Origin of the sequence: Corynebacterium sp. HMSC06C06, from assembly GCF_001807295.1 — a bacterium.
Lineage (GTDB): Bacteria > Actinomycetota > Actinomycetes > Mycobacteriales > Mycobacteriaceae > Corynebacterium > Corynebacterium striatum.
In genome coordinates this window covers 114,875-135,781 of record NZ_KV788471.1, presented here as the reverse complement: position 1 = coordinate 135,781, position 20,907 = coordinate 114,875, and the positions used below count along the sequence as shown (strand labels likewise).

The following is a 20,907-nucleotide window of genomic DNA, read 5'->3' as shown; positions in this document are numbered from 1 at the left end:
ACTAGAAGTGGTGCAACGACGGTCTGAACCCAAGCAGGCTTTAAAAACAACAAAATGGCGGTCCAGAAGACGGGCCGCCATTTTAATATTTAGCTATTGAGCTTTGAGTTCTCCAAGTACTACTTGATGAATGGGTTTACGATCTCCTGGGTGATATCCAGGGTGCCGTGCTCGATGTAGTACATTCCGAGGAACATGGCGGTAACCAGAACGAATGCGAAAAGCATGTTAGGGATCCACTGGACAAACACGGAAACCCAGCCGTCAGCCTTGTCACGTGCAGCTGCTTCGCGCTGTTCCTGTGCCTCGTATTCGTTCATAATCCGTTGTTTCCTTTCACTGCGCCTGAAACCGCTAGGCACACTCCGCCTAGCAAGAGAAATCACTGCGGATAACTTTAGCAGTAGATCGTTATGAATTCGTAGTTATCCACCGTTTTATTGACACCGAATTGGCAAGATTTACACTCCGGGGTCTTCATTGTTCTCTAACGCCTCCACGAAGGCGTCCCTATCAGCGAACATACGGTTTATATCTGCCTCTGCGCCGACTATCCAGTGGCCCGATTCCTCGTCGAAAGTAATCGCGGCATCAGGATACTTGTCGAGGGCTTCCTCCATCGCAGCGGACTCCGCTTCAGAGGCAGTGCCATTCAGGTGCGACTCGGGATCTCCTAGCCCGTCTAGGACCGCAACGTTATAAATCGGGTACTGCGACTTGGGATGCTCAAAGAGCTCTTGCCCCATCATGGTGATTCCTCCCTTAAATGGTGATTGCCCCACAAAACACTAAAGCAGGTAAGAGCCTGCTGAGATAACTAATTCTTTTCATCCACGGTGCACCTGCCATGCAGCAGTTCGTCCGGAACGAAGCCGTCATACCCAGGCACGTTGTTGACTGCGAGAATTCCCTGGAAGAAACTAACAAGGGATGGAATGTCCTTCTCGTTGAGATGGTCAAAGACTATGCGGCGCACAGACTCTACGTGTTCGGGCACGGCGCGTTCAAGACGCTCAAGGCCCTCATCGGTAATACGAACGATGACGCCTCGCGCATCACCGACGCTCTTGGACTTTGTGACCAAACCACGCTTTTCCATACGCGTCACTTGGTGGGAGGTACGTGAACGGTCCCACTCCAAGTCCGCGCAAAGCTCACGCAAACGCAGCTCATTGCCTTCTGCCTCGGAAAGTGCAACGAGAACGGCGAACTCTGACATTGAGACCTCGCCCCCAGCCATGAGGGTTTCCTCCATGCCGCGGTTAATCTTGCGAATAGAACCGAGGATGAGGCGCCACAGCTCTTGCTCTTCTTCGTTTAGCCACCGAGTTTCTGTAGTCATGTCAACAACTTTACACATTCGTTTAGGTATTAGAAAGCTATCCCTTTAGCGCTTCTATATCCAGTTCTACCCTGCTGGGTACACGTGCATATCGCTGTGGCATGCATGTTAACACCAATACTTGGGAGTGCTTGGCCACTTGAGCAAACAACGTGGCCATAAGGTTGAGTCGAGTCGAGTCGGTAGATCCAAGAGCATCGTCAACAATAACGGGTACTCCGTCATCTTGCACCAATCCCGCTATTGCAAAGCGCGTAAGAATGGCCATCTGTTCCTTGGCCCGCCCGAGAGGGAACCAAGATCTACGGTCTGACCATCGCGGCTGCGCGCCGTGACCACAAGCTCCTCAGAAAGTTCGAAATCCACGTCGCCACCGAAAACCTTACGGGCGAGCCCGTTGAGCTTGGTGACGAAGGGTTGCGCGTAGCGCTGACGTGCCGCATCGCGGTGCATGAGCAAGAGCTCCCGCAGGTATCGCGCTGCGTTGGCACGCTTTTCCACCGCGGCCAGCACTTCCCGAGCAATCTCCAGTTCTGCGTTCGCAGATTCGAGCCGTTCCGCCACGCCCGAGTGCATCTCGATGCGGCCGGAGTATTCACGCATATCACCATCCGCATCGTGCACGGTGTTGTGCAGGCTCCGGACCTCTTCCTTAACCCCCTCATAAAGCGCAAACACAGTATCGACGTCCACGGCGCTAAGTTCGGCCAAGACTCCGCGTTGCCGGGTGAGCTTCTCCTCCGCCGCTGCAACCGCAGAGTCCAGCGCCGCGTCCGTTGCCACTTCCCTAGCCTTCTGCAGCGCTGCGTCGGCTGAATCATGATGTTCGACGGCCGCCTCATGACGAGCCTGGGCACCGGCCAACACCGCTGCTGTCGAACTGTCCCGGTACGGAGCAAGTTCCTTCTCAGCGCCGGTTACAGCAACGCGTGCTGCCTCCTCTGCTGCCTCCGCATCCACCAAAGAAACTTGGTCCTGCTCGCCCTGTTCCTCCAGCTCTGCTACCCCTTCAAAGCTGTCCGCTTGGGCCGCATATCGGGCTTCTAGCTCGCCCAAATCATCGGCGCCAAGAGCAGCCTTAAGCTCCCGCTGTGCCTGCTCCACGGCACTGCGCAAACGCTGGTACTCGTCGTTTTTCGCGCGGGCTTCCTCGACCGACTCGCAGCCGGCCGCATCCAAAAGTTCCGCGAGCCGGGCCCGCACATGTTGCAGGGTATCTTCTGATGCCTCACCTGCACCAGCTTGATACGTCGCGCGCAACGCGCCGAACTCGAAGGCCATTCCGTCGCGCAGCTGAACGGTGTCGTCGCTGGCGTCGGCAGAAGGCACATTTCGCTCTTCACCGTCGACGACGAAGGCGCCCTCACCGCTAAACACGAGCTTGGCAGCGGCAGCGGCGTGAACCCGTTCCTGGACGGTTACCTCAGTGGCTGCTTGTTCAAGCGCGCGCAGATCGCCCACCTCAGGCGCCTCGGCAAGTTGGCTGCGGCGGCGCTTGAGCTCAGCGTCGAGTTCCTTTAGCCCCGCAAGGCGCTGCCGCAACGCCTCCCACTGCTTTTTCTCATGGTAGCGGCGCGCAAGCTGCAGTTGCTTGCGGGCAGCTTCATAAGACTTCTGTGCCTCGGCGAGCTTGCCTGCAAGCTGCTCACGGACTTCCTCTTCCTGCGCGGTGCTCAGTTTAAGCTCCTCGACCTTGGCCGCCAAGGCCTCGACTGCCTCTGCTGCGCTTGCCACGTCCTGTGCCATCGCGCGGCGCCGCTCCACGGCCTCGCGTGCAGTCTCCAGTTCCGCCTCGACACGGGAAAGCTCTGCTTTTTGAGCCTCGATCTTCTCCAGTGCTGCTCTAGCCTCCGCGACCTCAGTTTCGCGCTGGGCGAGTTCTGTCTCAGCGGCCGGCAAAGCCTGCTCAGCCTCCGCCTTGGCTTGCTGGGCAGCTTCGTGTTTGATCACGACGTCGTCAAGTTGGCGTAATGCCTGCTCAGCATCTTGTTGCACGGACTCGGCCTCGCTCACCCGGGTCTGCGCGTCCTTGTATTCCTTGGCCGGCGCCCCGGTCCGTGCGGTGAAGTACTTCTCGTATTCCTTCTGTACTCGCGTGATGAGCTCGGAGTCCTCGGCCACAGCGGTGTCCATCCCGGAAGCAGATTCCAGCGCACTGGTCACCGATGGAATGCCGACCGCAGCCACGCCGGAACCTAGGTCATCCTGGCGCAGGAAGAGGGCGTCGAGAAGCTGGCGATCCAGATGCTCTGAGAGGATTCGGTCGAGCTCGTCATCGGCCGCGCCGCCGGTAAATTGCGCGGGGCGTGGTTCAAGAAGGTGGAGCTCAGAGATCTTCTTCTTCAGCCACCGCTTGTGAATGCGGAAGCGATATGGGCCCACGGTCGCCTCAAGTCTGACCTCCGGTGATGCATCGCGATGCACCGGCTTGAGCGCCTTAATCTTCTTCGAGGCGCCCGAGTGCTTCTCCGTCAGTACGGTGTCAATGGCCTCAACGATGGTGGACTTTCCGGCCTCGTTCTCGCCGTGGATGACCACCACACCTGTTTCCGGAAGCTCGTCGACGCGCAAGTGCTCAACGCCGCGGACGTTGTGGATCTCAATGGAGTGAAGTCGCATCATAGCCTAGGCCTCCTTTGCGGTGAGTCGGAACAACAGGTTGGCGGCATCACGCGCAACCGGGTCATCAAGATTGCCTACCAGGTCGGCCAAGGCGTCGGCGGCAAATCCATGCAGGTCAAGGTTGGCCAGCTCCTCCTCCGACGGGGCAAGGTGCAAATCCATGGTGCGCTCACGCGGGCGCAGCGAGGCAAACACCGGCTCCAGATCCGCCAGTCCCTGCTCGAGCCGCGCCTGCGCCTCCAGCCCCACGGTGCCGCGCAAGCCATATTTCACAGCCGTGCGCCTCTTGTACGGCAGCTCATCGACTTCCTTCAAGAAACGCTCCACGTCTTCCATGGAGTTCACGTCGGCCTCCAGCGCCCGGAAGTGCCAGCGGCCCACGCGATGCTTGACGACGTCGACCTCTCCCCCGTCGACCGTCACTATCAGCGCATTGCCTGAGTCACGCTCGCGGTCATCAAAGGCGGTGGTCTCAGGGCTGCCGGAGAACCATACCCGGCCGCTTGAGCCCAGCTCCTGCGTGGAGTGGGTATCCCCGAGGGCCAAGTAATCAATGACGCCCGCCTCGATTTGTTCCTCCACGAAGCGCAGATCGATGACGTCCGCTTCCGAATCGCGCGCCTCGACCTGGCCGTGACCTACCGCAATACGCACGCCGTCGTATGGCTCCAGCGGGGCAAGCGCCTCGCGCACCAAGTCATAGTTGGCCCGCTTGGTCAGATACGGGGCGCCAACGATTTCTACTCCAGGACGAAACTCAATGGGTGCAAAGTCCGCGATGACGTGAACATTGTCAGCAAATGGCTTGCGCAACACCGAATCAGCCACGAGTGGATCGTGGTTGCCGGGCAAGAGGTAGACCGGCACCGGCAGGTTGCGGAAGGTCTCCTTCGCGCGGCTCAACGTGTTCTTGCTCAACGCATTATGCTCGAAGACATCACCGGCCACGACGATGAACTCCGCGCCCGTCTCGCGCGCCAGCTCGCCAAGACGCACCACGGACTCCATGCGGTCGTCGTTAAAGCGTGCCTGGGCTTCCCCCTCCAGAAACCACCGCGTCATGCCTAACTGGAAATCAGAAGTATGAATGAACTTGACCATGAGTTTCCCCCTTTTAAGAATCAGTGCGTCAGATGATAGTAGAGGTCCTCGACATCAGAGACCGCTCGAAGCAAATCTATGTTCGTATGGCTTACTGCACGCATGGCTTTTCGCAGCAACTCTGGGTCCGAATCATCCACGGCCGGCGCCACCTTTGGCCGCGGCATATCGGGCAGTTGCCGCCCGCCCCAGAACAGCTCATTGCGCTCCTCGGTAGAAAGCCCCGCTCCAGCAAAACTATCCTCCGAGACAGCCTTGGCCTGTTCCATCACGGACTGCTCAAGGCGTCCAAAGTCGAGCCCACGCAGGGCAAAGACGACGGAGGAATCCGCGTCGATGCGGGTAGCCAAGCGGTCCGCCACCGCGATCACGTGCTTACACACGTACTCCGGGTCCGGGCAGGTGCAGGAAAAGCGCATGTCGCTTGGGTCCTCAGCGATGAGGATGTCGAGCGCTTCCTCGCTAAGCAGGCCGTCGCGCGCATTAGCAATGGAGTTCGGCGTGCGGGCAAACATCTGGCTCAGCGTCGCGATGTCATCATTAGTGCGATACGGCACCTGAATGAGGACGGTGAAGGGCTCGTTCTGCGAGCCTGCCACCTTGCCGTGAACGGCACCGTTGCGCACGTCCAGGCCCACAACATGACCGCCAGTTGCGTATTGCCGGCCGCGCGTAATGCGCCCGCTGTCCGCGTCCTTGTTCACAAAGGACACGATGCGCGTGGCAGCCGGAGACATGCTGTGCACGCGCGAGACGCGGCCTACCTCCTCCGGAGAGGTCACGCGTTTGCGCGCACCAAAGTTGGCGTAGATGACGTTATCTTCTGAGCCCTTGCCGGAATTACCCGAGGTATAGCGCGCCATTAGTCAGCCTCCTTGTAGCTCATCAACTGGGCCAGCTGCTCGGGATCGAGTTCCGTGAGCCAGCCCTCGCCCTCGCCCACCACGGCGCCAGCAAGATGCATCTTGCCGTCGAGGATGTCCTGAATAGACTCCTCCAAAGTACCGGCGGTGATCATCTTGTACACCTGCACGTTGCGCTGCTGACCAATGCGGAACGCGCGGTCGGTGGCTTGGTTCTCCACGGCCGGATTCCACCAGCGGTCCATGTGCACGACAATCGACGCCGCCGTCAGGTTCAGGCCCGTGCCACCCGCCTTGAGCGAGAGAATCATCGCCGGCGGGCCGTCCGGGGATTGGAAATCTTCCACCATCTGGTCGCGTTTGTTCTTGGTCACGCCACCGTGCAGGAAAGGAATCTCGCGTCCTAACTGCTGGGTGAGATAAGGCTGCAAGATGTCACCGAATGCCTTGTACTGCGTGAACACGAGGATGCGCTCCTCAGACTCAATCGCCTGGTCCACGATCCGCATAAGCTCCTCGACCTTGCCCGAGCGATGCTTGCCCTTCAATGTGACCGAGGAACCGTCGCCCAGGTAGTGCGCCGGATGGTTACAAATCTGCTTGATGCGAGTCAAAGACGCTAACACCAGGCCGCGCCGCGACATGCCCTCGCGTGTCTCCAGTGCCTTTTGCACGTCGTCGACAAGCGCCTTGTACAAGGCCGCCTGCTCGGGGGTCATCGCGACGGTGATGATCTGCTCGGACTTCTCCGGCAGGTCATCGATGATATTCGGGTCCGTCTTCAGGCGACGCAAGATAAACGGCGCGGTAAGCAGGCGCAGGCGCTCGGCCATGGTGTCGTCGTTCTCGCGCTCGATGGCCTTGGCAAAGTGATTGCGGAAGAAGGACGCGCTGCCCAGCACGCCAGGATTACAGAAGTCCAGGATGGAGCGCATCTCAGAGAGGCGGTTCTCCACCGGCGTGCCCGTTAGCGCAATACGGTGGCGCGACGGCAGCGAACGCACGGCTTTCGACGAGCGCGTGGCCGCGTTCTTGATCGCCTGCGCCTCGTCGAGCACCACGCGGTCCCACTCGATCTTGCCCAGCGTGAGGAAGTCGCGTCCCACGGTGCCATAGGAGGTAATGACGAGGTCTGCGGACTCGGCGGCCTTGACCAGCTCTGTCTCTTTAAGTCGGTTCGAACCATGTTGGACCAGCACCTTCAGGTGCGGGACGAACTTCGCGGCCTCGCGCGCCCAGTTGCCCACCACGGAGGTAGGCGCCACCACGAGGGTGGGCTTGACCTCGGGGTTATCTTGATGCTCGACAGCAAGCAGGGTTAGCAGCTGCAGGGTTTTTCCCAAGCCCATGTCGTCGGCCAGCACCGCGCCAATATTGTTGCGGGACATCCAATAAAGCCAATCCACGCCGCGCCGCTGGTACTCGCGCAGCTCGGCATTGACGGTTTCTGGAATCTCGATGCGCGCGGGTGCCACGGTGTCCATGCCGCCCAGCAGCGAAGCGTGCCACGTCGAGCCGGTGAACTCCACCGGTTCTTCAGCCATGGATTGCAAGGCCAGCTCGCGCAGCTCCGCCACGGAAACCTGCGCGGTCTCACCGTCGTTGAACTCTTTGAGCCGTTTTTCGACGTCCGCCACCAACGCCTGCCAGCCCGGTTGCTCCAGCTTCCGCGCCATCTCTGCGGCAGCGGCCAGGCGCTCGAGCTCCTTCTGTTTGCGCTTGCGAGCCGTCTCCGCGAGCTTGTCCATATACTCCGAGATCTTGGACAGCGCCTGCGTGTCAGCCATGACCCATTCGCCGCGGAGGCGAATAAGCCCGGACTTAGACTGCACCAGCTGGCGCATCTCTTCTTCGCTCAGATCGGTGTCGCCTACGGACAGGTGCCAGTCATATTCCACCAGCTTGTCCATGCCCAAGTGCGCCTTGGTAGAGCCCTCAGCGGGATCGCGGACCTCGCGGGTCTCCAGCTTGGCCTTGGTCTCCATGTGCGCCCATGCCTTGGGCAGCATGACGGTAAAGCCAGCCGCCTTGAGTGCGGACACGTCCTTGGCGATGAACTCCACCAAATCATCAGTGCCCAGGAATACGTCCCAGTCACCCGCGTCATAGTCAGGGATTCCGGAGGACTCGCGCAGGCGCGGCGCCAAGGTCAGAGCCTTGCGCTGTGAGTTCCGTAGCTTTTCCACGCTGCCCCTATCGAGCTGATCCAACACGATGGGCTGTGGTGCGTCGGTGCCGGAGCGCACCTGCACGCGAATCGGCCACACTGAGGTCTCAGGGTCCTCATCCTTGGGCGGCTCCTCCACAATGAAGACGAGCTGCAGGTCCACCGAGGTAATCGAGTCTTTCCACTCGTTGAGGCCGCGCAGCAGCTGCGCACGACCCTTTTTCACTGGCGACGTCGTCAGCATCGCCTGCGCAAAGTCGTGCCACGGTGCCGGGCGCGGGGCGTCGGCAAGCGGGCGTAAAACCATAAACGCAATCCAGTGCGTCAGCTCATCCGCCATGTCATCGGACAAGGCCCTGTTATTAATTGTCAGAATGCCAGGCGCCGCCGCGAGCATCTCCGCGAGCCAGCCACGCTCACCCAAACCAGAGGCCAGCTGCCACATGGGGTACCACTCGCCTGCCTGGTAGGCCAAGCGGATCGTCACGCGTCCGGCACGCACAAACTTGCTAAGCCCACGGTAGACGCGAATAAGCCACAGCAGGTCTGGGGCGATGGTTGCCTTCTGCTCGGGCGTGGCGGCCTGACTTAGGGAATCGAGGAACTCCAGCTTGGCCAGAGTGGCCACGGCCTCCTCGGGCGCAAACATCGCCATGGGCACCATGAGGGAGACGTCCTTGCCCTTGGGCGTGCGCAAGGAAACCCGCGCTCGATTACGGAAGGATTTCTTGCCCAAAATTGTTTCGACTGCCTCAGGAAAGGTCCCTTCGGGAACGGCGGAAGGCATAACAATTTTGTGCCCTTCTACCTGCTCAATCCATAGACTAAGTCCCGAAACTGGGAGCCACAGGCCATGGATAAGGTAAGAAGCCATAGCTGCCAGTCTAGCAGCGCACCATTTGGGGGCATGTTTTGAGGTTTTCGAGCAATTATTGCCGCCGAACGCAATCGTTATCTCCTCGTTATAACTTTGCGTTTACACTGTTAAAACATTACAACCAGCTGTGCGCAGGGCGACTTCTTGCCAACAAATCCCCAGAAAAGCATTGGGTTGTTACCCACGTCTCGTTAACGTGGGATGGTCCTACTCTCAAACTACGAGGAGAAATCAGTGCAAGATTCCACCTGGTACGTCGTGGCGATGATTATCTATCTGCTCGCGATGGCCGCCATCGGTTTCTGGAGCTACAAGCAAACAGATCAGTATGACGACTATGTTCTCGGCGGCCGTGGGTTGCACCCGTTCGTTGCAGCATTGTCTGCTGGCGCATCCGACATGTCCGGCTGGCTGCTCATGGGCCTGCCCGGCGCCCTGTTCCTGACAGGCATGTCTGAGCTATGGATGGCCATCGGCCTACTGGTTGGCGCATGGGCCAACTGGAAGTGGGTGGCGCCGCGTCTGCGCTCTTACTCTGAGATTGCCGGCAACTCGATTACGGTGCCGTCCTTCTTCGAAAACCGCCTCCACGACAAGTCCCGTCTGCTGCGTGTTCTTTCCGCGGCGATCATCATCTTCTTCTTCACCTTCTATGTCTCTTCGGGCATGGTCTCGGGTGGCCGCTACTTCGAGTCGACCTTCGGCGGCGACTACCTCGTCGGCATGCTCATCGTCGCGGCAGTGACGGTGTTCTACACCTTCGTGGGCGGCTTCCTTGCTGTTTCCTACACCGATACCGTGCAGGGCTTGCTCATGTTCGCTTCTCTCATCATCGTCCCGATTATGGCCATCATGGCCTTGGACGACCCAGGCCAGATCTTCAGCTTCGCCGCTAACAATCCCTACGCCACGGGCGGTGTGATTGAGAACCCCAACTACTTCTCGCTCTTCTCCGGTGTTTCTGCCGCGGTCATCATCGGCAACCTGGCGTGGGGCCTGGGCTACTTTGGACAGCCGCACATCATCGTGCGCTTCATGGCACTGCGCAAGCCTTCCGACGCCCGCGCCGGCCGCTTCTACGGCATCGGCTGGATGCTGCTTTCCCTGATCGGCGCCGTCTTCGTTGCGCTGGCCGGCACGGTTTTCTTCACCCAGACCAACCACTCCATTACTGACCAGGAAAACTACGAGACCATCTTCCTGGACATGGCGCAGGTCATGTTCCACCCACTGTTCGCAGGCCTGGTTCTGACTGCAGTTCTGGCAGCGATCATGTCCACCATGTCCTCCCAGATGCTCGTGGTTTCCACCTCGCTGATTGAGGATCTGTTCCTCATCTTCGCAAAGAAGAAGCCATCCCAGGACGTGCTGATCAACCTCTCTCGCACTGCGGTTGTGGGCATCGCAGTCATCGCGGCAGTCCTGGCGATTAATCCTTCCGATTCCATCCTGGGCTTGGTCGGCTTCGCTTGGGCTGGCTTCGGTTCCGCATTCGGCCCGCTGGTGCTGCTGTCCTTGTACTGGAAGCGCCTGAACTCCACCGGCGCGATTGCCGGTATGGTGACCGGTGCCATCGTGGCTATCGGCTGGGGCATGTCGCCACTTTCCGACGCCCTTTATGAGCTCGTCCCAGGCTTTGCCACCTCCCTTATCGCCACGGTTGTGGTCTCCTTGGTCACCAAGGCTCCAGAGCCAAAGGTCATGGCCGAGTTCGAGGAAGCCTCCAAGCTTGCCAAACTGGTGGAAGAAAACAAGAACTTAGACTTCGAGCAACTGCTGAGCAGGTTCAGAAGTAACTTCCCCCCCCACAAGCTTCTATAGCCACGGAACCGCGCACCTGTCCGCTTCAGTCTAAATAGTGCATGAAGCACTATTATCTGGCCGGGCTGTGCGCGGTTTCTGCGTTGTGGGCCCTCAATTTCTGGGCTCCGGGGCCTCCCCTGGGCGTGAGCACTACCCCGGAGCGCGTGCGCATCTTGGGCTACGACCGCGAACTCTTCGGCGGCTGGCTGCCCTCCACCAAGGACACTGTTCGCGCTGCACAGACGACGCCAATGGGGCTTGCGGATCCGTACTCCGGGCTGCACAATCCCCCGGCCGTGGAAATCGACCACGTCTTTCCGCTCTCGGCGGCGTGGGACATGGGGGCGTGGGGTTGGGATAATAAGCGCAAGGCGGAGTTTGCCAACGATCCTTTGAACCTCGTGGCCACGGACAAGGCCTTGAACCAAGCAAAGTCTGACTCTTTGCCCTCTGAGTGGCTCCCGCCTGCTAACCGATGCGACTACGCGCGGCGCTTGGCTGCAGTCGCGCGCAAGTATGAATTAGCGCTACCCGCTGCAGATGTACGCACGATGCGGCGGCAATGTCGGTTCGATTTCCGGCTGCCCAATGGCTAGACTGCCTGTGAACCCCATGACTTTGTGAAAGGCATCCATGTCTAGTTTTCTGATCATTCTTCACGTTCTCGCTGCAGTCTTGCTCATCGGTCCGGTGTGCGTTGCTACCTCTGCATTCCCCGGCCAACTGTTAAACGCGGCAAAGGGCGATCAGGCTGGTAGCGGTGCGACACGCGTTCTGCACAACATCACCAACACTTACGGCTACATTTCCGCTATTGTGCCGGTGCTGGGTATCGCGGTGTTCCTGACTGACCTGGCTGCATATAAGTCCGATATTCAGTTCCACATTGCAATCCTGCTCGCCGTCATCGCATGGTGCCTGCTCTTCTTCCTAATCATCCCGAAGCAGAAGAAGGCCGTCGCCGCACTCGAGGGCGCTGGCGCTGTTGACATGGAGGGCACGAAAAAGCAGCTGTCTGCTTTCTCCGGCATCTTCAACTTGCTCTGGATGATCTGCGCAATCCTGATGTTCATCTAGGACACCCAAGCACTCAAGCCGCGGTCTTCGGACTCGCGGCTTTTCGCGTTTTCCGGTAACTCCGCGCCTGGTCCGGGTGCCCTCCCTTCCCTAGGAAACCCAGACCTAGATGCCCAGACCTGGATGCCCAGAACCCCAGCTCGCCATCCGAGCACCAACCACGGCCACGATCCGCGACCTCAGGCTCTGGGTTTCCAAGGTTGTTGTTTTAGAAAAGAGCCCGCTACACAGCTCCGATTATGCGCAGCAAAAAGCGCCACCTCCCCTGTTTCGGGGAAGGCAGCGCCTTCGTCAGCTCACGTTTCTAGTCGCGCCAGGCGCCACGGCGGTCATCACGGCGTCCATGTCCGCCACGGTCGTCGCGGTCACGGTAAGCACCACGGCCACGGTCGTCACGGTCACGGTAACCACCGCGACCACGGCCGCCGCGGTCATTGCGGTCGCGGTAGCCACCACGGCGGTCGTCACGACGTCCGCCACGGTCACCGCGGTCATCGAAGTCACGGCGCGGCGGGCGGCCAGTGTCCTTTGCGATGTTGATCAACTGACCAGAAATGCGGGTGTCCTTCAGACGGTCCAGCACGGCCGGGTCGAGGTTCTTCGGCAGGTCAACCAGGGTGTGGCCCACCGCAATGGTGATGCGGCCGAAGTCCTTGGAGGACAGGCCGCCCTCGTTTGCCAGAGCACCAACGATGGCACCCGGGCGCACGTTCTGGCGCTTGCCCACGTCCAAGCGGTAGGTCTCAAAGTCGCCATCCGGACGGCGCGGGCCACGGTCGCGGTCACGGAAGCCGCCACGTCCACCGCGGTCACCACGGTCGCGGCGATCCCCACGATCAAAGCGGTCACGGTCACGGCGGTCGCGCTTCGGCGCTGGCTGTTCCTTGAGCAGGAAGTCCTTGCCGCCCTGCAGCTGCACTGCGAGTGCCGCAGCAATATCGTCCATCGCAACGTTGTTGGCAGCGGAGTACTCGCGAACCATATCGCGGAAGAACTCGAACTGCTTATCGCCTAAGGACTCGCCGATCTTGGCCAAGAACTTTTCCTTGCGCTTCTCGTTGACTGCGTCAGCAGAAGGCAGGTCCATTTCCTCAAGGCGAGCGTTGGTCACGCACTCAATGGAGCGCAGCATGCGGCGCTCACGCGGGGTCACGAACAGGATTGCCTCACCAGTACGTCCTGCACGGCCGGTACGGCCAATGCGGTGAACATAAGATTCGGTGTCGTTCGGGATGTCGTAGTTAACCACGTGGGTAATGCGGTCAACGTCAAGACCACGTGCTGCAACGTCGGTAGCCACGAGGATGTCCAAGCGGCCATCCTTGAGCTGGTCAACGGTGCGCTCACGCTGCTGCTGGGCGATATCGCCGTTGATGGCAGCAGCATTGTAGCCGGCGTCGCGAAGCGAATCTGCAACCTCTTCGGTCTCGTGCTTCGTACGGCAGAAGACGATGATTGCGTCATACTCGATGACCTCGAGAATGCGGGTGAACGCATCCATCTTCTGACGGTGCGGGGTCAAAAGGTAACGCTGAGTGATGTTGTCGTTCGTACGACGCTCGGATTTAACAGTAACCTCAGCAGGATCGTTGAGGTACTGCTTGGACAGGCGGCGAATCGAGTTCGGCATGGTTGCCGAGAACAGCGCGACCTGCTTCTCCTCAGGAGTGTCTTCCAGAATGCGCTCAACGTCTTCCTGGAAGCCCATGTTCAGCATCTCGTCGGCCTCATCGAGGACCAAGAAGCGCAGCTGGGAAATGTCCAGGGAGCCCTTCTCCAGGTGGTCGATGACGCGGCCCGGGGTGCCGACGATGATCTGTGCGCCACGGCGCAGACCAGAAAGCTGAATGCCGTATGCCTGGCCACCGTAGATGGGCAGCACCTCGATGCGGCCTAGGTGGTCAGCAAAGGACTGGAAGGAGTCTGCGACCTGCAGGGCAAGCTCACGCGTGGGCGCGAGGACGAGCGCCTGTGGGTGGCGGACTTCTGGGTCAACCTGGGATAGAACCGGCAGCGCGAAAGCTGCGGTCTTACCGGTACCCGTCTGGGCGAGGCCCACGACGTCGCGGCCTTCCATCAAGATCGGGATGGTCTGTTCCTGAATTGGGGATGGCTGGGTAAAGCCGACCTTCGCAACCGCCTGCTGAACTTCTTCTGGCAGGCCGAGAGTTGCAAACCCCTGGGAATTGTCGTTGGCTGAAGTATCTTCAGCGCCGGTGTCCTCAGGGTTATTCGCAGCCCCGGTGGTTTCAACGTCACCTTGCGAGATTTCCTGAGATTCCGACTTATTGAATTCTTCCGGCTCGTTTACGCCGCCGGTGGCGTTATCGGTAATGCTCATTGCTCGTCCCACAGTACGTTAAACATTGCGCATTAGCTATTGAACGAGCTAAACCCATTCGAAAGGTGTGCACAAACACATAGACCAGCGAGGCTCCGAACGGTCACACAACCCCGCTGTGGCAGGCGATTTACACACGCAGCTTACCGACGCCACCTGCCAGGGCGCCGTCGTTTCCAACGTCTTGGAGGCCCACGAGGGCTTGAACGATGAGGGAACAGTACAATCGCCCGCATGACCCACCGCGCGCGAACTGTTGGACCGCTGCTTGCTCTTGTCTTAGTTGGCAGCGGGTGTGCTTCTGCGCCGGAGAATTCCCCCGCCCCGCAGGACGCGCCGGCGCAACAACTCAGCTATGTGGCACTTGGTGATTCTTATGCGTCGATGGGAACGCGCCACGGCCCACACTCGGGGCCACGGTGGTGCGAGCGCGCCACGGACAACTACCCCACCAAGCTGCAAGAGCTCACCGGGATGCAGCTCAATGACCTGACGTGCCAGGGTGCATTGACCGATCATGTGCTGGGGCCGCGGGCGGATTTTCCGCCACAAATCGATGCGGTGGATTCGACGACGGATGTGGTGACGTTGTCGATTGGCGGCAACGACGCGGGATTCGGCGTTCTGACCAGCTGCGCCATGAACACCAGTGGCCTCAACTGCGCGGAGCTACACGGGGTGGAAATCGACGCCGCGCTGGCCGCGCTGCCCGCGAAGTTGGACGGCGTCTACCGGGAGTTGGAGCGGCGCGCGCCACGGGCCAAGGTGTTTGCCACGGGATATATGCCGTTGCTTGCCGACGCCGACACCGGGGCAACGTGCCCTGAAATCGCCAAGGTCAGTGACGTGGACCGGCTGTGGTTCACGCTGAAAATTTCACAAATCAACGTCGAGGTGGAAAAGGCTGCGCTGCGCGCCGGTGCGCAGTACGTGATGCCGCCTGAGATAGAGAAACACACCGGCTGCGCGCCCGCGGATCAACGCTGGGTTGATCTCGCGGGCACCGAAACTGGTGCGTTTCCGATGCACCCTACCCCGCTGGGGCAGGAGGAAATGGCCAAGACCATCGCGGCCTATCTCTAGAAGGCGCGTTTTCCTGCCACGTAGGTTCGCCACGTCATCGGCATGCCTGGGCGGTATGCCAGGTGGATGGCGCTGGGTGCGTCGAGGACGTGGAGATCGCCTGCCGCGCCTTCGACGATGGTGCCCTTGGCTGGGCGGCCTTGGGCGTCGACGCCACCGCCGACGTCGTGGCGACGCAAGGCTTGCGCGCCGCCATAGGTTGCGGCACGGATCGCCTCATCCAAAGAAAGGTGCTGCTGCAAGACTGCGGTGGTAACGCAGAAATTCATCGACGAAGTGTACGAGGTGCCCGGGTTGAGGTTCGAGGCGATGGCCACGGTTGCACCGGCATCGAGCAGACGCCGGCCCGGTGCGAGGGGCTCACGGGTAGACAGGTCGCAGGCAGGCAGCATGGTGGCCACGGTGTTCGAGGAAGCAAGCGCCTCGACGTCCGCGTCGCTGAGGTAGTTGACGTGGTCGACGGATGCTGCGCCCAGTTCGACCGCGAGCGCCACGCCGGGGCCTTCGCCTAGCTGATTGCCGTGCACGCGAACGCCAAGGCCACGCTCGATGCCGGCGGCCAGGACGCGGCGAGACTGCGCCTCGTCGAAGGCGCCGCGCTCGCAAAAGACGTCAATCCACTGCACATACGGGGCGACGCCGTCGAGCATGGGGCCAACCACCTCGTCGAGGTATGACTCGGCCTGAGCTCCTGGCGGGACGAGGTGTGCGCCAAGGAAGGTAACGTCGTCGACGTGGCGGGAGGCCACCTGTGCGGCGAGAATCTCGGACTCGGTGTTAAGGCCGTAGCCGGTCTTGGTCTCCAGCGTCGTGGTGCCGCCCTTGTGAGCAGCCGCGATGCGGTCGATGAGGAGGGCTTCGAGGCGCTCCTCACCTGCCGAACGCGTGGCATCCATGGTGACAGCAATGCCCCCTGCTTGGTAGGTACCTCCACCCATACGAGCTTCGAATTCGGCGGAGCGATCTCCGTCGAAAATCATGTGGGTGTGCGAGTCCACCCAGCCCGGCAGGACGGCACGGCCGCCGAGATCGACGGCGTCGTCAGCCGCAGGTGCCTTGTCCGCCGGGCCCACCCAGGAGATGGTGCCGTCGGTGACCACAAGGGCGGCGTCGTTAAGCGTGCCCGCATCACTAACCGTGCGCAGTTCAGAGATTCCAGTAAACAGGGTGCTCATCGTCATTTTCGCTCCTAGTCGCGCGCCTTGAACTCCATTGGGATGCGTACGCCGCGCTCGTCGGCTACTTCTTTGGCGCGAGTGTAGCCTGCATCCACGTGGCGGATAACGCCCATGCCCGGGTCGTTGGTGAGCACCGCGCGCAGCTTGGCGGCGGCCAGCTCGGTGCCGTCGGCCACGGAGACCTGGCCCGCGTGGATGGAACGGCCCATGCCCACGCCGCCACCGTGGTGGAGCGAGACCCAGGTAGCGCCGGAGGAAACGGCAGTCATGGCGTTGAGCAGCGGCCAGTCGGCTACGGCATCGGTGCCGTCGAGCATGGACTCGGTCTCGCGGTATGGGGAGGCCACGGAACCGGAGTCTAGGTGATCGCGGCCGATGACGATTGGTGCGGAGACCTTGCCGTCGCGGACCAGCTCGTTGAAGAGCAAGCCAGCCTTGTGGCGCTCGTTGTAGCCCAGCCAGCAGATACGTGCCGGCAGTCCTTCGAACTCGACGTACTCCTCAGCGGCGTCGAGCCAGTTGTGCAAATGCTCGTTGTCCGGGAAGAGCTCCTTGAGAGCTTGGTCGGTGACCTTGATGTCCTCTGGGTCGCCGGACAGCGCTGCCCAGCGGAACGGGCCAAGGCCCTCGCAGAACAGCGGGCGGATGTAGGCCGGAACGAAACCTGGGAACTCGAAGGCGCGCTGGTAGCCGGCGTGACGAGCCTCGTCGCGGATGGAGTTACCGTAGTCGAAGACCTCAGCGCCTTCGTCCTGGAACTCCACCATGGCCTGGACCTGCGCTGCCATGGACTCGCGTGCCTTCTTGGTGAAGGTGGTCGGGTCAGCCTTGGCTTCGTTGTGCCAGTCCTCCACGGTGATTTCGGTTGGCAGGTAGGACAGCGGATCGTGCGCAGAGGTCTGGTCGGTGACCACATCTACGGTGAACTCGCCGGCACGCTGGCGGCGCAGTACCTCAGGGAATACTTCTGCGGCATTGCCCACGAGACCAACAGACAGCGGCCGCTTGTCCGCCTTCGCGGCAAGCACGAGTTTGAGAGCCTCGTCCAGGTCGGTGACAACCTCGTCGAGGTAACGCTTGGACTGACGGCGCTTGAGGCGGGTCTCGTCCACGTCCACGATGAGGCAAGCGCCGCCGTTGAGGGTGACGGACAGCGGCTGTGCGCCGCCCATGCCGCCGCATCCGCCGGTAAGGGTGAAGGTGCCGGCGAGGGTGCCGCCGAAGCGCTTGCGAGCGACAGCTGCGAAGGTCTCATAGGTGCCCTGCAGGATGCCCTGGGTAGCGATGTAGATCCAGGAGCCGGCCGTCATTTGGCCGTACATCATGAGGCCCTCGTCCTCGAGCTTGCGGAAGTGTTCCCAGTTAGCCCAGTCGCCCACGAGGTTGGAGTTGGCGATGAGAACGCGCGGTGCCCACTCGTTGGTCTTCCAAATGCCTACCGGCTTGCCGGACTGCACGAGCAGGGTTTCGTCGGACTCGAGATCCTTAAGGGACTCTACGATGGCATCGAAGGCTTCCCAGCTACGTGCGGCACGGCCGGTGCCACCGTAGACCACGAGGTCCTCGGGACGCTCGGCAACCTCTGGGTCGAGGTTATTCATGAGCATGCGCAGCGGGGCTTCGGTCTGCCAGGACTTGGCGGATAGTTCGGTTCCGCGCGGCGCGCGTACTTCGCGTGGTTGAGACATGGTGCGGATTCCTTTCGCTTGTGCTTTTCGACGCCCTCCCAAGCCCCCTAGGCCGGTATCCCGGGGCTGTCCCCGAGGGCTTGTTTAGCGTCACAAGTCACAAGTTACTGTGATTCATGCCTATGCAACAGGCCACAAAACCTCAGACTGTCTCGTATATGAGACTCGCTCGGCGTGGTCTACCATGTCCGCGCGGCGACCATCCGGGTACTGGTTGGCCGAAAACATCACCATGGGTGGATCGAAGGTGAGGTTTTGCCACTGGCTATAGGGCGCGATGTTTTCGCGCCCCTCACCGTCCACGCTAGAGACCCATCCAATAGGGCGCGGTACCGTGCTGGCTTTAAAAGGGGAAAACGGCAAGGGGTTGGGCTCAGATTGTGGGCGCCAAGAGATGGTCGCCATTTTAATCACGCAGCTTTCCAGTAGCATTCTCGACGGCTTCGACAAGCGCGCCCTCCTTGACCAGGCGCACCGTCTCTTCGATTTCCGGGGACAAATAGCGGTCCACACCTGGACCCTTGACAGTCTCGCGCAGCTTGGCGATTACCGCGCCGGTTCCTTTAGCCGGGGTGCCCTCGCGCATATCGATGGCGCGGGCGGCGGTGAGGATTTCTACGGCAAGCACACGCTGCAAACCATCGACGGACTTGCGCAGCTTGCGGGCTGCGGACCATCCCATGGACACGTGGTCTTCCTGCATGGCAGATGATGGAATGGAATCGGCCGAAGATGGGTTGGCCAGGCGCTTCAATTCGCTCACAATGCCGGCCTGGGCGTACTGGGCAATCATGTGCCCGGAGTCAACCCCGGGGTCGTCGGCAAGAAAGGCGTTCAGCCCGCGGTTGCGCGCCGGGTCCAGGAAGCGGTCGGTGCGACGCTCGGAAATCGAGGCCAAGTCCGCGGTGACAATTGCCAGGAAGTCAAGCGCATAAGCCACCGGCGCGCCGTGGAAGTTGCCATTGGAGACCACGCGGCCGTCCTTGGCCACCACCGGGTTATCCACAGCGGCGGCTAGCTCGCGTTCGGCCACCTGGGCAGTGTGGCTCAAGGTATCGCGGAAACCGCCGGCGACCTGCGGGGCGCAGCGCACGGAGTAGGCGTCTTGTACCTGATTCTTCTTGAACTCCTCGAGGGCCGATTCCAGGATCTCAGATCCCTCGGCCACCTGGAGGATATTCGCAGCAGCATCGGCCTGTCCTGGGTGCGGGCGCAGCTGCTGGAGGTCATCGGCAAAGACCACCAAGGTGCCGAGCAGGCCCTCCACTGTCATAGCGGTGGCAATATCGGCGGTCTTTGCGGCCGCGCGCAGGTCAGTAATGGCCAGGCATAGTTGGCCGAGCATTCCATCGGTGCCGTTGATGAGCGCTAGGCCCTCCTTCTCGCGTAGCTGCAGCGGCTCGATGCCAGCTGCGGCCAAAGCTTCGCCCGCATCCTGCAGCTCGCCGTTCACGCGTACCTCGCCCTCTCCCAACAGGGCCAGCGCACAGTGAGCAAGCGGCGCCAAGTCACCGGAGCAGCCCAGCGAGCCATACTCGCGCACCACCGGCACAATCCCGGCGTTCAAGGCCTTGGCATACGTTTCCACCACTACGGGGCGCACGCCGGTACGGCCGGTGCACAGGGTGGACAGGCGCAGCAGCATCAGTGCGCGGATGACTTCTTCTTCTACTTCCGGGCCGGTGCCCGCAGCGTGCGAGCGCACCAGCGAAAGCTGCAGCTGGGCGCGCATCTCTTCCGGGATATGGCGGCGAGCGAGCGCGCCAAAACCGGTGGAAATCCCGTAGACAGGGGTCGGATCCTGCGCGAGTTCTTCAATGCGCTCCCGAGTGGCGGCCACCTCTTCGAGCGCCTCAGGCGCAATCTCGACCTTCGCGCCATAACGGGCAACAGCAACGACGTCCTCGATGCTCAGCGCGCCGACATTTACGGTAACGGTGGTTGGGTAGGCGTTAGGCATGGCAAAAGCTCCTCTAAAAAGGGATCAATAATTTCGATGTGTCACGCGACAGCCTAACGCGATAAATGTATGCTACCTCACTTTTTGTGATTGCGGTACATTTTGGCCGCCACCTTGTCTGATACCTCCAACAAAGCTCGAATAAGGGCGTCTACCTTCACATCCGGCGTCCCTACCGGATACGTCACCGCCACCGCTGCCGCCGGACGCTCCAAGTGATCCAAGATAGGCACCGCCACAGAGGCCTGACCGCGGCTAATTTCTTCAATCTCCTGGTCCCACCCGCGTGCAGCTACCAAACGCAAGTGTTCTTTCAACGCGTTAAAGCCGCTACCTCCCGCAGTATCAAAGGCGGCGCGCACCTCCGCATCGGGCAAATGCGCCAGCATCACGCGCCCCGACGCCGTCTTATGTGCCTGCAGGCGCACCCCCACCTCAGTCACCAAGGAGGTAGCACCCGCCGCACGCACCTCCTGCAAATACAAAATTTCTGATCCGGCCATACGTGAGAGGTGCCCCGATCCACCCACCAGCGCCGCACACTGTTCCAAGTCCCGAGTGGCCATACGCACCAAGGGCTGCTGCGTCACATAGGCCGAAGCCATGGAATACGCGGCCAGCCCCAAGCCATACGTCTTATGCTCCGGCAAATGGACTACAAAACCAGCATCAACCATCTCCGCCAGCAGGTGGTACGTAGATGAGCGCGGCAGGTTAAGCTCTCCTTGAATGCGGGCGGCAGATATAGGGACGTCGATGGTGGACAAAAGCTTGAGGATCTCCATCGCGTGACGCGCCGCGGGGA

General features: G+C 60.8%; 16 protein-coding genes. 4 read left to right on the top strand and 12 right to left on the bottom strand.

Translation table 11 applies throughout. From position 1 onward, the window contains the following. Positions 1-119 precede the first annotated feature (119 nt). The 7 genes from HMPREF3153_RS02185 to HMPREF3153_RS02155 form a co-directional block, all read right to left on the bottom strand. Positions 120-320: a hypothetical protein gene (locus tag HMPREF3153_RS02185; protein WP_005531992.1), complete on the bottom strand. Its 201-nt coding sequence runs from the start codon at positions 318-320 to the stop codon at positions 120-122. Positions 321-461: 141 nt separating this feature from the next. Continuing rightward, complete coding sequence (locus HMPREF3153_RS02180) at positions 462-749, bottom strand: hypothetical protein (RefSeq protein ID WP_005531991.1); 288 nt, start codon at positions 747-749, stop codon at positions 462-464. Between the two features lie 68 nt (positions 750-817). Next, entirely contained in the window at positions 818-1,342 is a 525-nt protein-coding gene (locus HMPREF3153_RS02175; RefSeq protein WP_070419888.1) for a MarR family winged helix-turn-helix transcriptional regulator, read from the bottom strand. A 240-nt stretch (positions 1,343-1,582) separates the two neighbouring features. Then, a complete protein-coding gene (locus tag HMPREF3153_RS02170; RefSeq protein WP_246817148.1) occupies positions 1,583-3,964 on the bottom strand; it encodes an AAA family ATPase in 2,382 nt (793 codons plus the stop codon). Positions 3,965-3,967: 3 nt separating this feature from the next. Continuing rightward, a complete protein-coding gene (locus HMPREF3153_RS02165) occupies positions 3,968-5,065 on the bottom strand; it encodes a metallophosphoesterase family protein (RefSeq protein ID WP_049192426.1) in 1,098 nt (365 codons plus the stop codon). A 20-nt stretch (positions 5,066-5,085) separates the two neighbouring features. Further along, complete coding sequence (locus HMPREF3153_RS02160; RefSeq protein ID WP_005531981.1) at positions 5,086-5,928, bottom strand: SWIM zinc finger family protein; 843 nt, start codon at positions 5,926-5,928, stop codon at positions 5,086-5,088. Beyond that, on the bottom strand, positions 5,928-8,969 hold the full coding sequence (locus tag HMPREF3153_RS02155) for a DEAD/DEAH box helicase (RefSeq protein ID WP_070419887.1): 3,042 nt from the start codon (positions 8,967-8,969) through the stop codon (positions 5,928-5,930). The genes HMPREF3153_RS02160 and HMPREF3153_RS02155 overlap by 1 nt, the downstream gene beginning before the upstream one ends. A 237-nt stretch (positions 8,970-9,206) precedes the next feature. Here HMPREF3153_RS02155 and putP point away from each other — a divergent pair, with 237 nt between their 5' ends. Genes putP through HMPREF3153_RS02140 form a run of 3 tightly spaced genes read left to right on the top strand, consistent with a single transcriptional unit; the run spans position 9,207 to position 11,852 of the window. Beyond that, positions 9,207-10,793 carry a sodium/proline symporter PutP gene (gene putP / locus HMPREF3153_RS02150; protein ID WP_070419893.1) on the top strand — a complete coding sequence of 529 codons (1,587 nt, stop codon included), beginning with the start codon at positions 9,207-9,209 and terminating at the stop codon, positions 10,791-10,793. A 41-nt stretch (positions 10,794-10,834) separates the two neighbouring features. Continuing rightward, entirely contained in the window at positions 10,835-11,371 is a 537-nt protein-coding gene (locus HMPREF3153_RS02145) for an HNH endonuclease family protein (RefSeq protein WP_052953135.1), read from the top strand. 37 nt (positions 11,372-11,408) lie between these two features. Further along, positions 11,409-11,852 carry a hypothetical protein gene (locus HMPREF3153_RS02140; protein WP_049192423.1) on the top strand — a complete coding sequence of 148 codons (444 nt, stop codon included), beginning with the start codon at positions 11,409-11,411 and terminating at the stop codon, positions 11,850-11,852. Positions 11,853-12,156: 304 nt separating this feature from the next. Here HMPREF3153_RS02140 and HMPREF3153_RS02135 read toward each other — a convergent pair whose 3' ends face one another. Continuing rightward, on the bottom strand, positions 12,157-14,193 hold the full coding sequence (locus HMPREF3153_RS02135) for a DEAD/DEAH box helicase (protein WP_070419886.1): 2,037 nt from the start codon (positions 14,191-14,193) through the stop codon (positions 12,157-12,159). A 234-nt stretch (positions 14,194-14,427) separates the two neighbouring features. Here HMPREF3153_RS02135 and HMPREF3153_RS02130 point away from each other — a divergent pair, with 234 nt between their 5' ends. Beyond that, positions 14,428-15,276: an SGNH/GDSL hydrolase family protein gene (locus HMPREF3153_RS02130; RefSeq protein ID WP_083280923.1), complete on the top strand. Its 849-nt coding sequence runs from the start codon at positions 14,428-14,430 to the stop codon at positions 15,274-15,276. Here the strand turns inward: HMPREF3153_RS02130 and hutI are convergent. The 4 genes from hutI to HMPREF3153_RS02105 all read right to left on the bottom strand — a co-directional run bounded on the left by hutI (position 15,273) and on the right by HMPREF3153_RS02105 (position 20,887). Further along, positions 15,273-16,451 (bottom strand): imidazolonepropionase, encoded by a 1,179-nt coding sequence (hutI, locus tag HMPREF3153_RS02125; protein ID WP_034657627.1) that lies wholly within the window; start codon positions 16,449-16,451, stop codon positions 15,273-15,275. The two genes, HMPREF3153_RS02130 and hutI, sit on opposite strands and share 4 nt — an antisense overlap. Before the next feature lie 14 nt (positions 16,452-16,465). Continuing rightward, on the bottom strand, positions 16,466-18,142 hold the full coding sequence (hutU, locus tag HMPREF3153_RS02120; protein WP_049151786.1) for a urocanate hydratase: 1,677 nt from the start codon (positions 18,140-18,142) through the stop codon (positions 16,466-16,468). A gap of 406 nt (positions 18,143-18,548) precedes the next feature. Beyond that, positions 18,549-20,102: a histidine ammonia-lyase gene (gene hutH, locus HMPREF3153_RS02110; protein WP_070419884.1), complete on the bottom strand. Its 1,554-nt coding sequence runs from the start codon at positions 20,100-20,102 to the stop codon at positions 18,549-18,551. A gap of 77 nt (positions 20,103-20,179) precedes the next feature. After that, entirely contained in the window at positions 20,180-20,887 is a 708-nt protein-coding gene (locus HMPREF3153_RS02105) for an IclR family transcriptional regulator (protein ID WP_049151784.1), read from the bottom strand. Positions 20,888-20,907 lie beyond the last annotated feature (20 nt).

Coding starts and splice junctions, on each gene's coding strand:
- HMPREF3153_RS02145 (WP_052953135.1), top strand. CDS start 10,835: ATGAAGCACTATTATCTGGCCGGGCTGTGCGCGGTTTCTGCGTTGTGG.
- HMPREF3153_RS02170 (WP_246817148.1), bottom strand. CDS start 3,964: ATGATGCGACTTCACTCCATTGAGATCCACAACGTCCGCGGCGTTGAG.
- HMPREF3153_RS02165 (WP_049192426.1), bottom strand. CDS start 5,065: ATGGTCAAGTTCATTCATACTTCTGATTTCCAGTTAGGCATGACGCGG.
- HMPREF3153_RS02135 (WP_070419886.1), bottom strand. CDS start 14,193: ATGAGCATTACCGATAACGCCACCGGCGGCGTAAACGAGCCGGAAGAA.
- HMPREF3153_RS02180 (WP_005531991.1), bottom strand. CDS start 749: ATGATGGGGCAAGAGCTCTTTGAGCATCCCAAGTCGCAGTACCCGATT.
- HMPREF3153_RS02155 (WP_070419887.1), bottom strand. CDS start 8,969: ATGGCTTCTTACCTTATCCATGGCCTGTGGCTCCCAGTTTCGGGACTT.
- HMPREF3153_RS02175 (WP_070419888.1), bottom strand. CDS start 1,342: ATGACTACAGAAACTCGGTGGCTAAACGAAGAAGAGCAAGAGCTGTGG.
- HMPREF3153_RS02185 (WP_005531992.1), bottom strand. CDS start 320: ATGAACGAATACGAGGCACAGGAACAGCGCGAAGCAGCTGCACGTGAC.
- hutH (WP_070419884.1), bottom strand. CDS start 20,102: ATGCCTAACGCCTACCCAACCACCGTTACCGTAAATGTCGGCGCGCTG.
- hutU (WP_049151786.1), bottom strand. CDS start 18,142: ATGTCTCAACCACGCGAAGTACGCGCGCCGCGCGGAACCGAACTATCC.
- HMPREF3153_RS02105 (WP_049151784.1), bottom strand. CDS start 20,887: ATGGAGATCCTCAAGCTTTTGTCCACCATCGACGTCCCTATATCTGCC.
- HMPREF3153_RS02140 (WP_049192423.1), top strand. CDS start 11,409: ATGTCTAGTTTTCTGATCATTCTTCACGTTCTCGCTGCAGTCTTGCTC.
- hutI (WP_034657627.1), bottom strand. CDS start 16,451: ATGAGCACCCTGTTTACTGGAATCTCTGAACTGCGCACGGTTAGTGAT.
- HMPREF3153_RS02160 (WP_005531981.1), bottom strand. CDS start 5,928: ATGGCGCGCTATACCTCGGGTAATTCCGGCAAGGGCTCAGAAGATAAC.
- HMPREF3153_RS02130 (WP_083280923.1), top strand. CDS start 14,428: ATGACCCACCGCGCGCGAACTGTTGGACCGCTGCTTGCTCTTGTCTTA.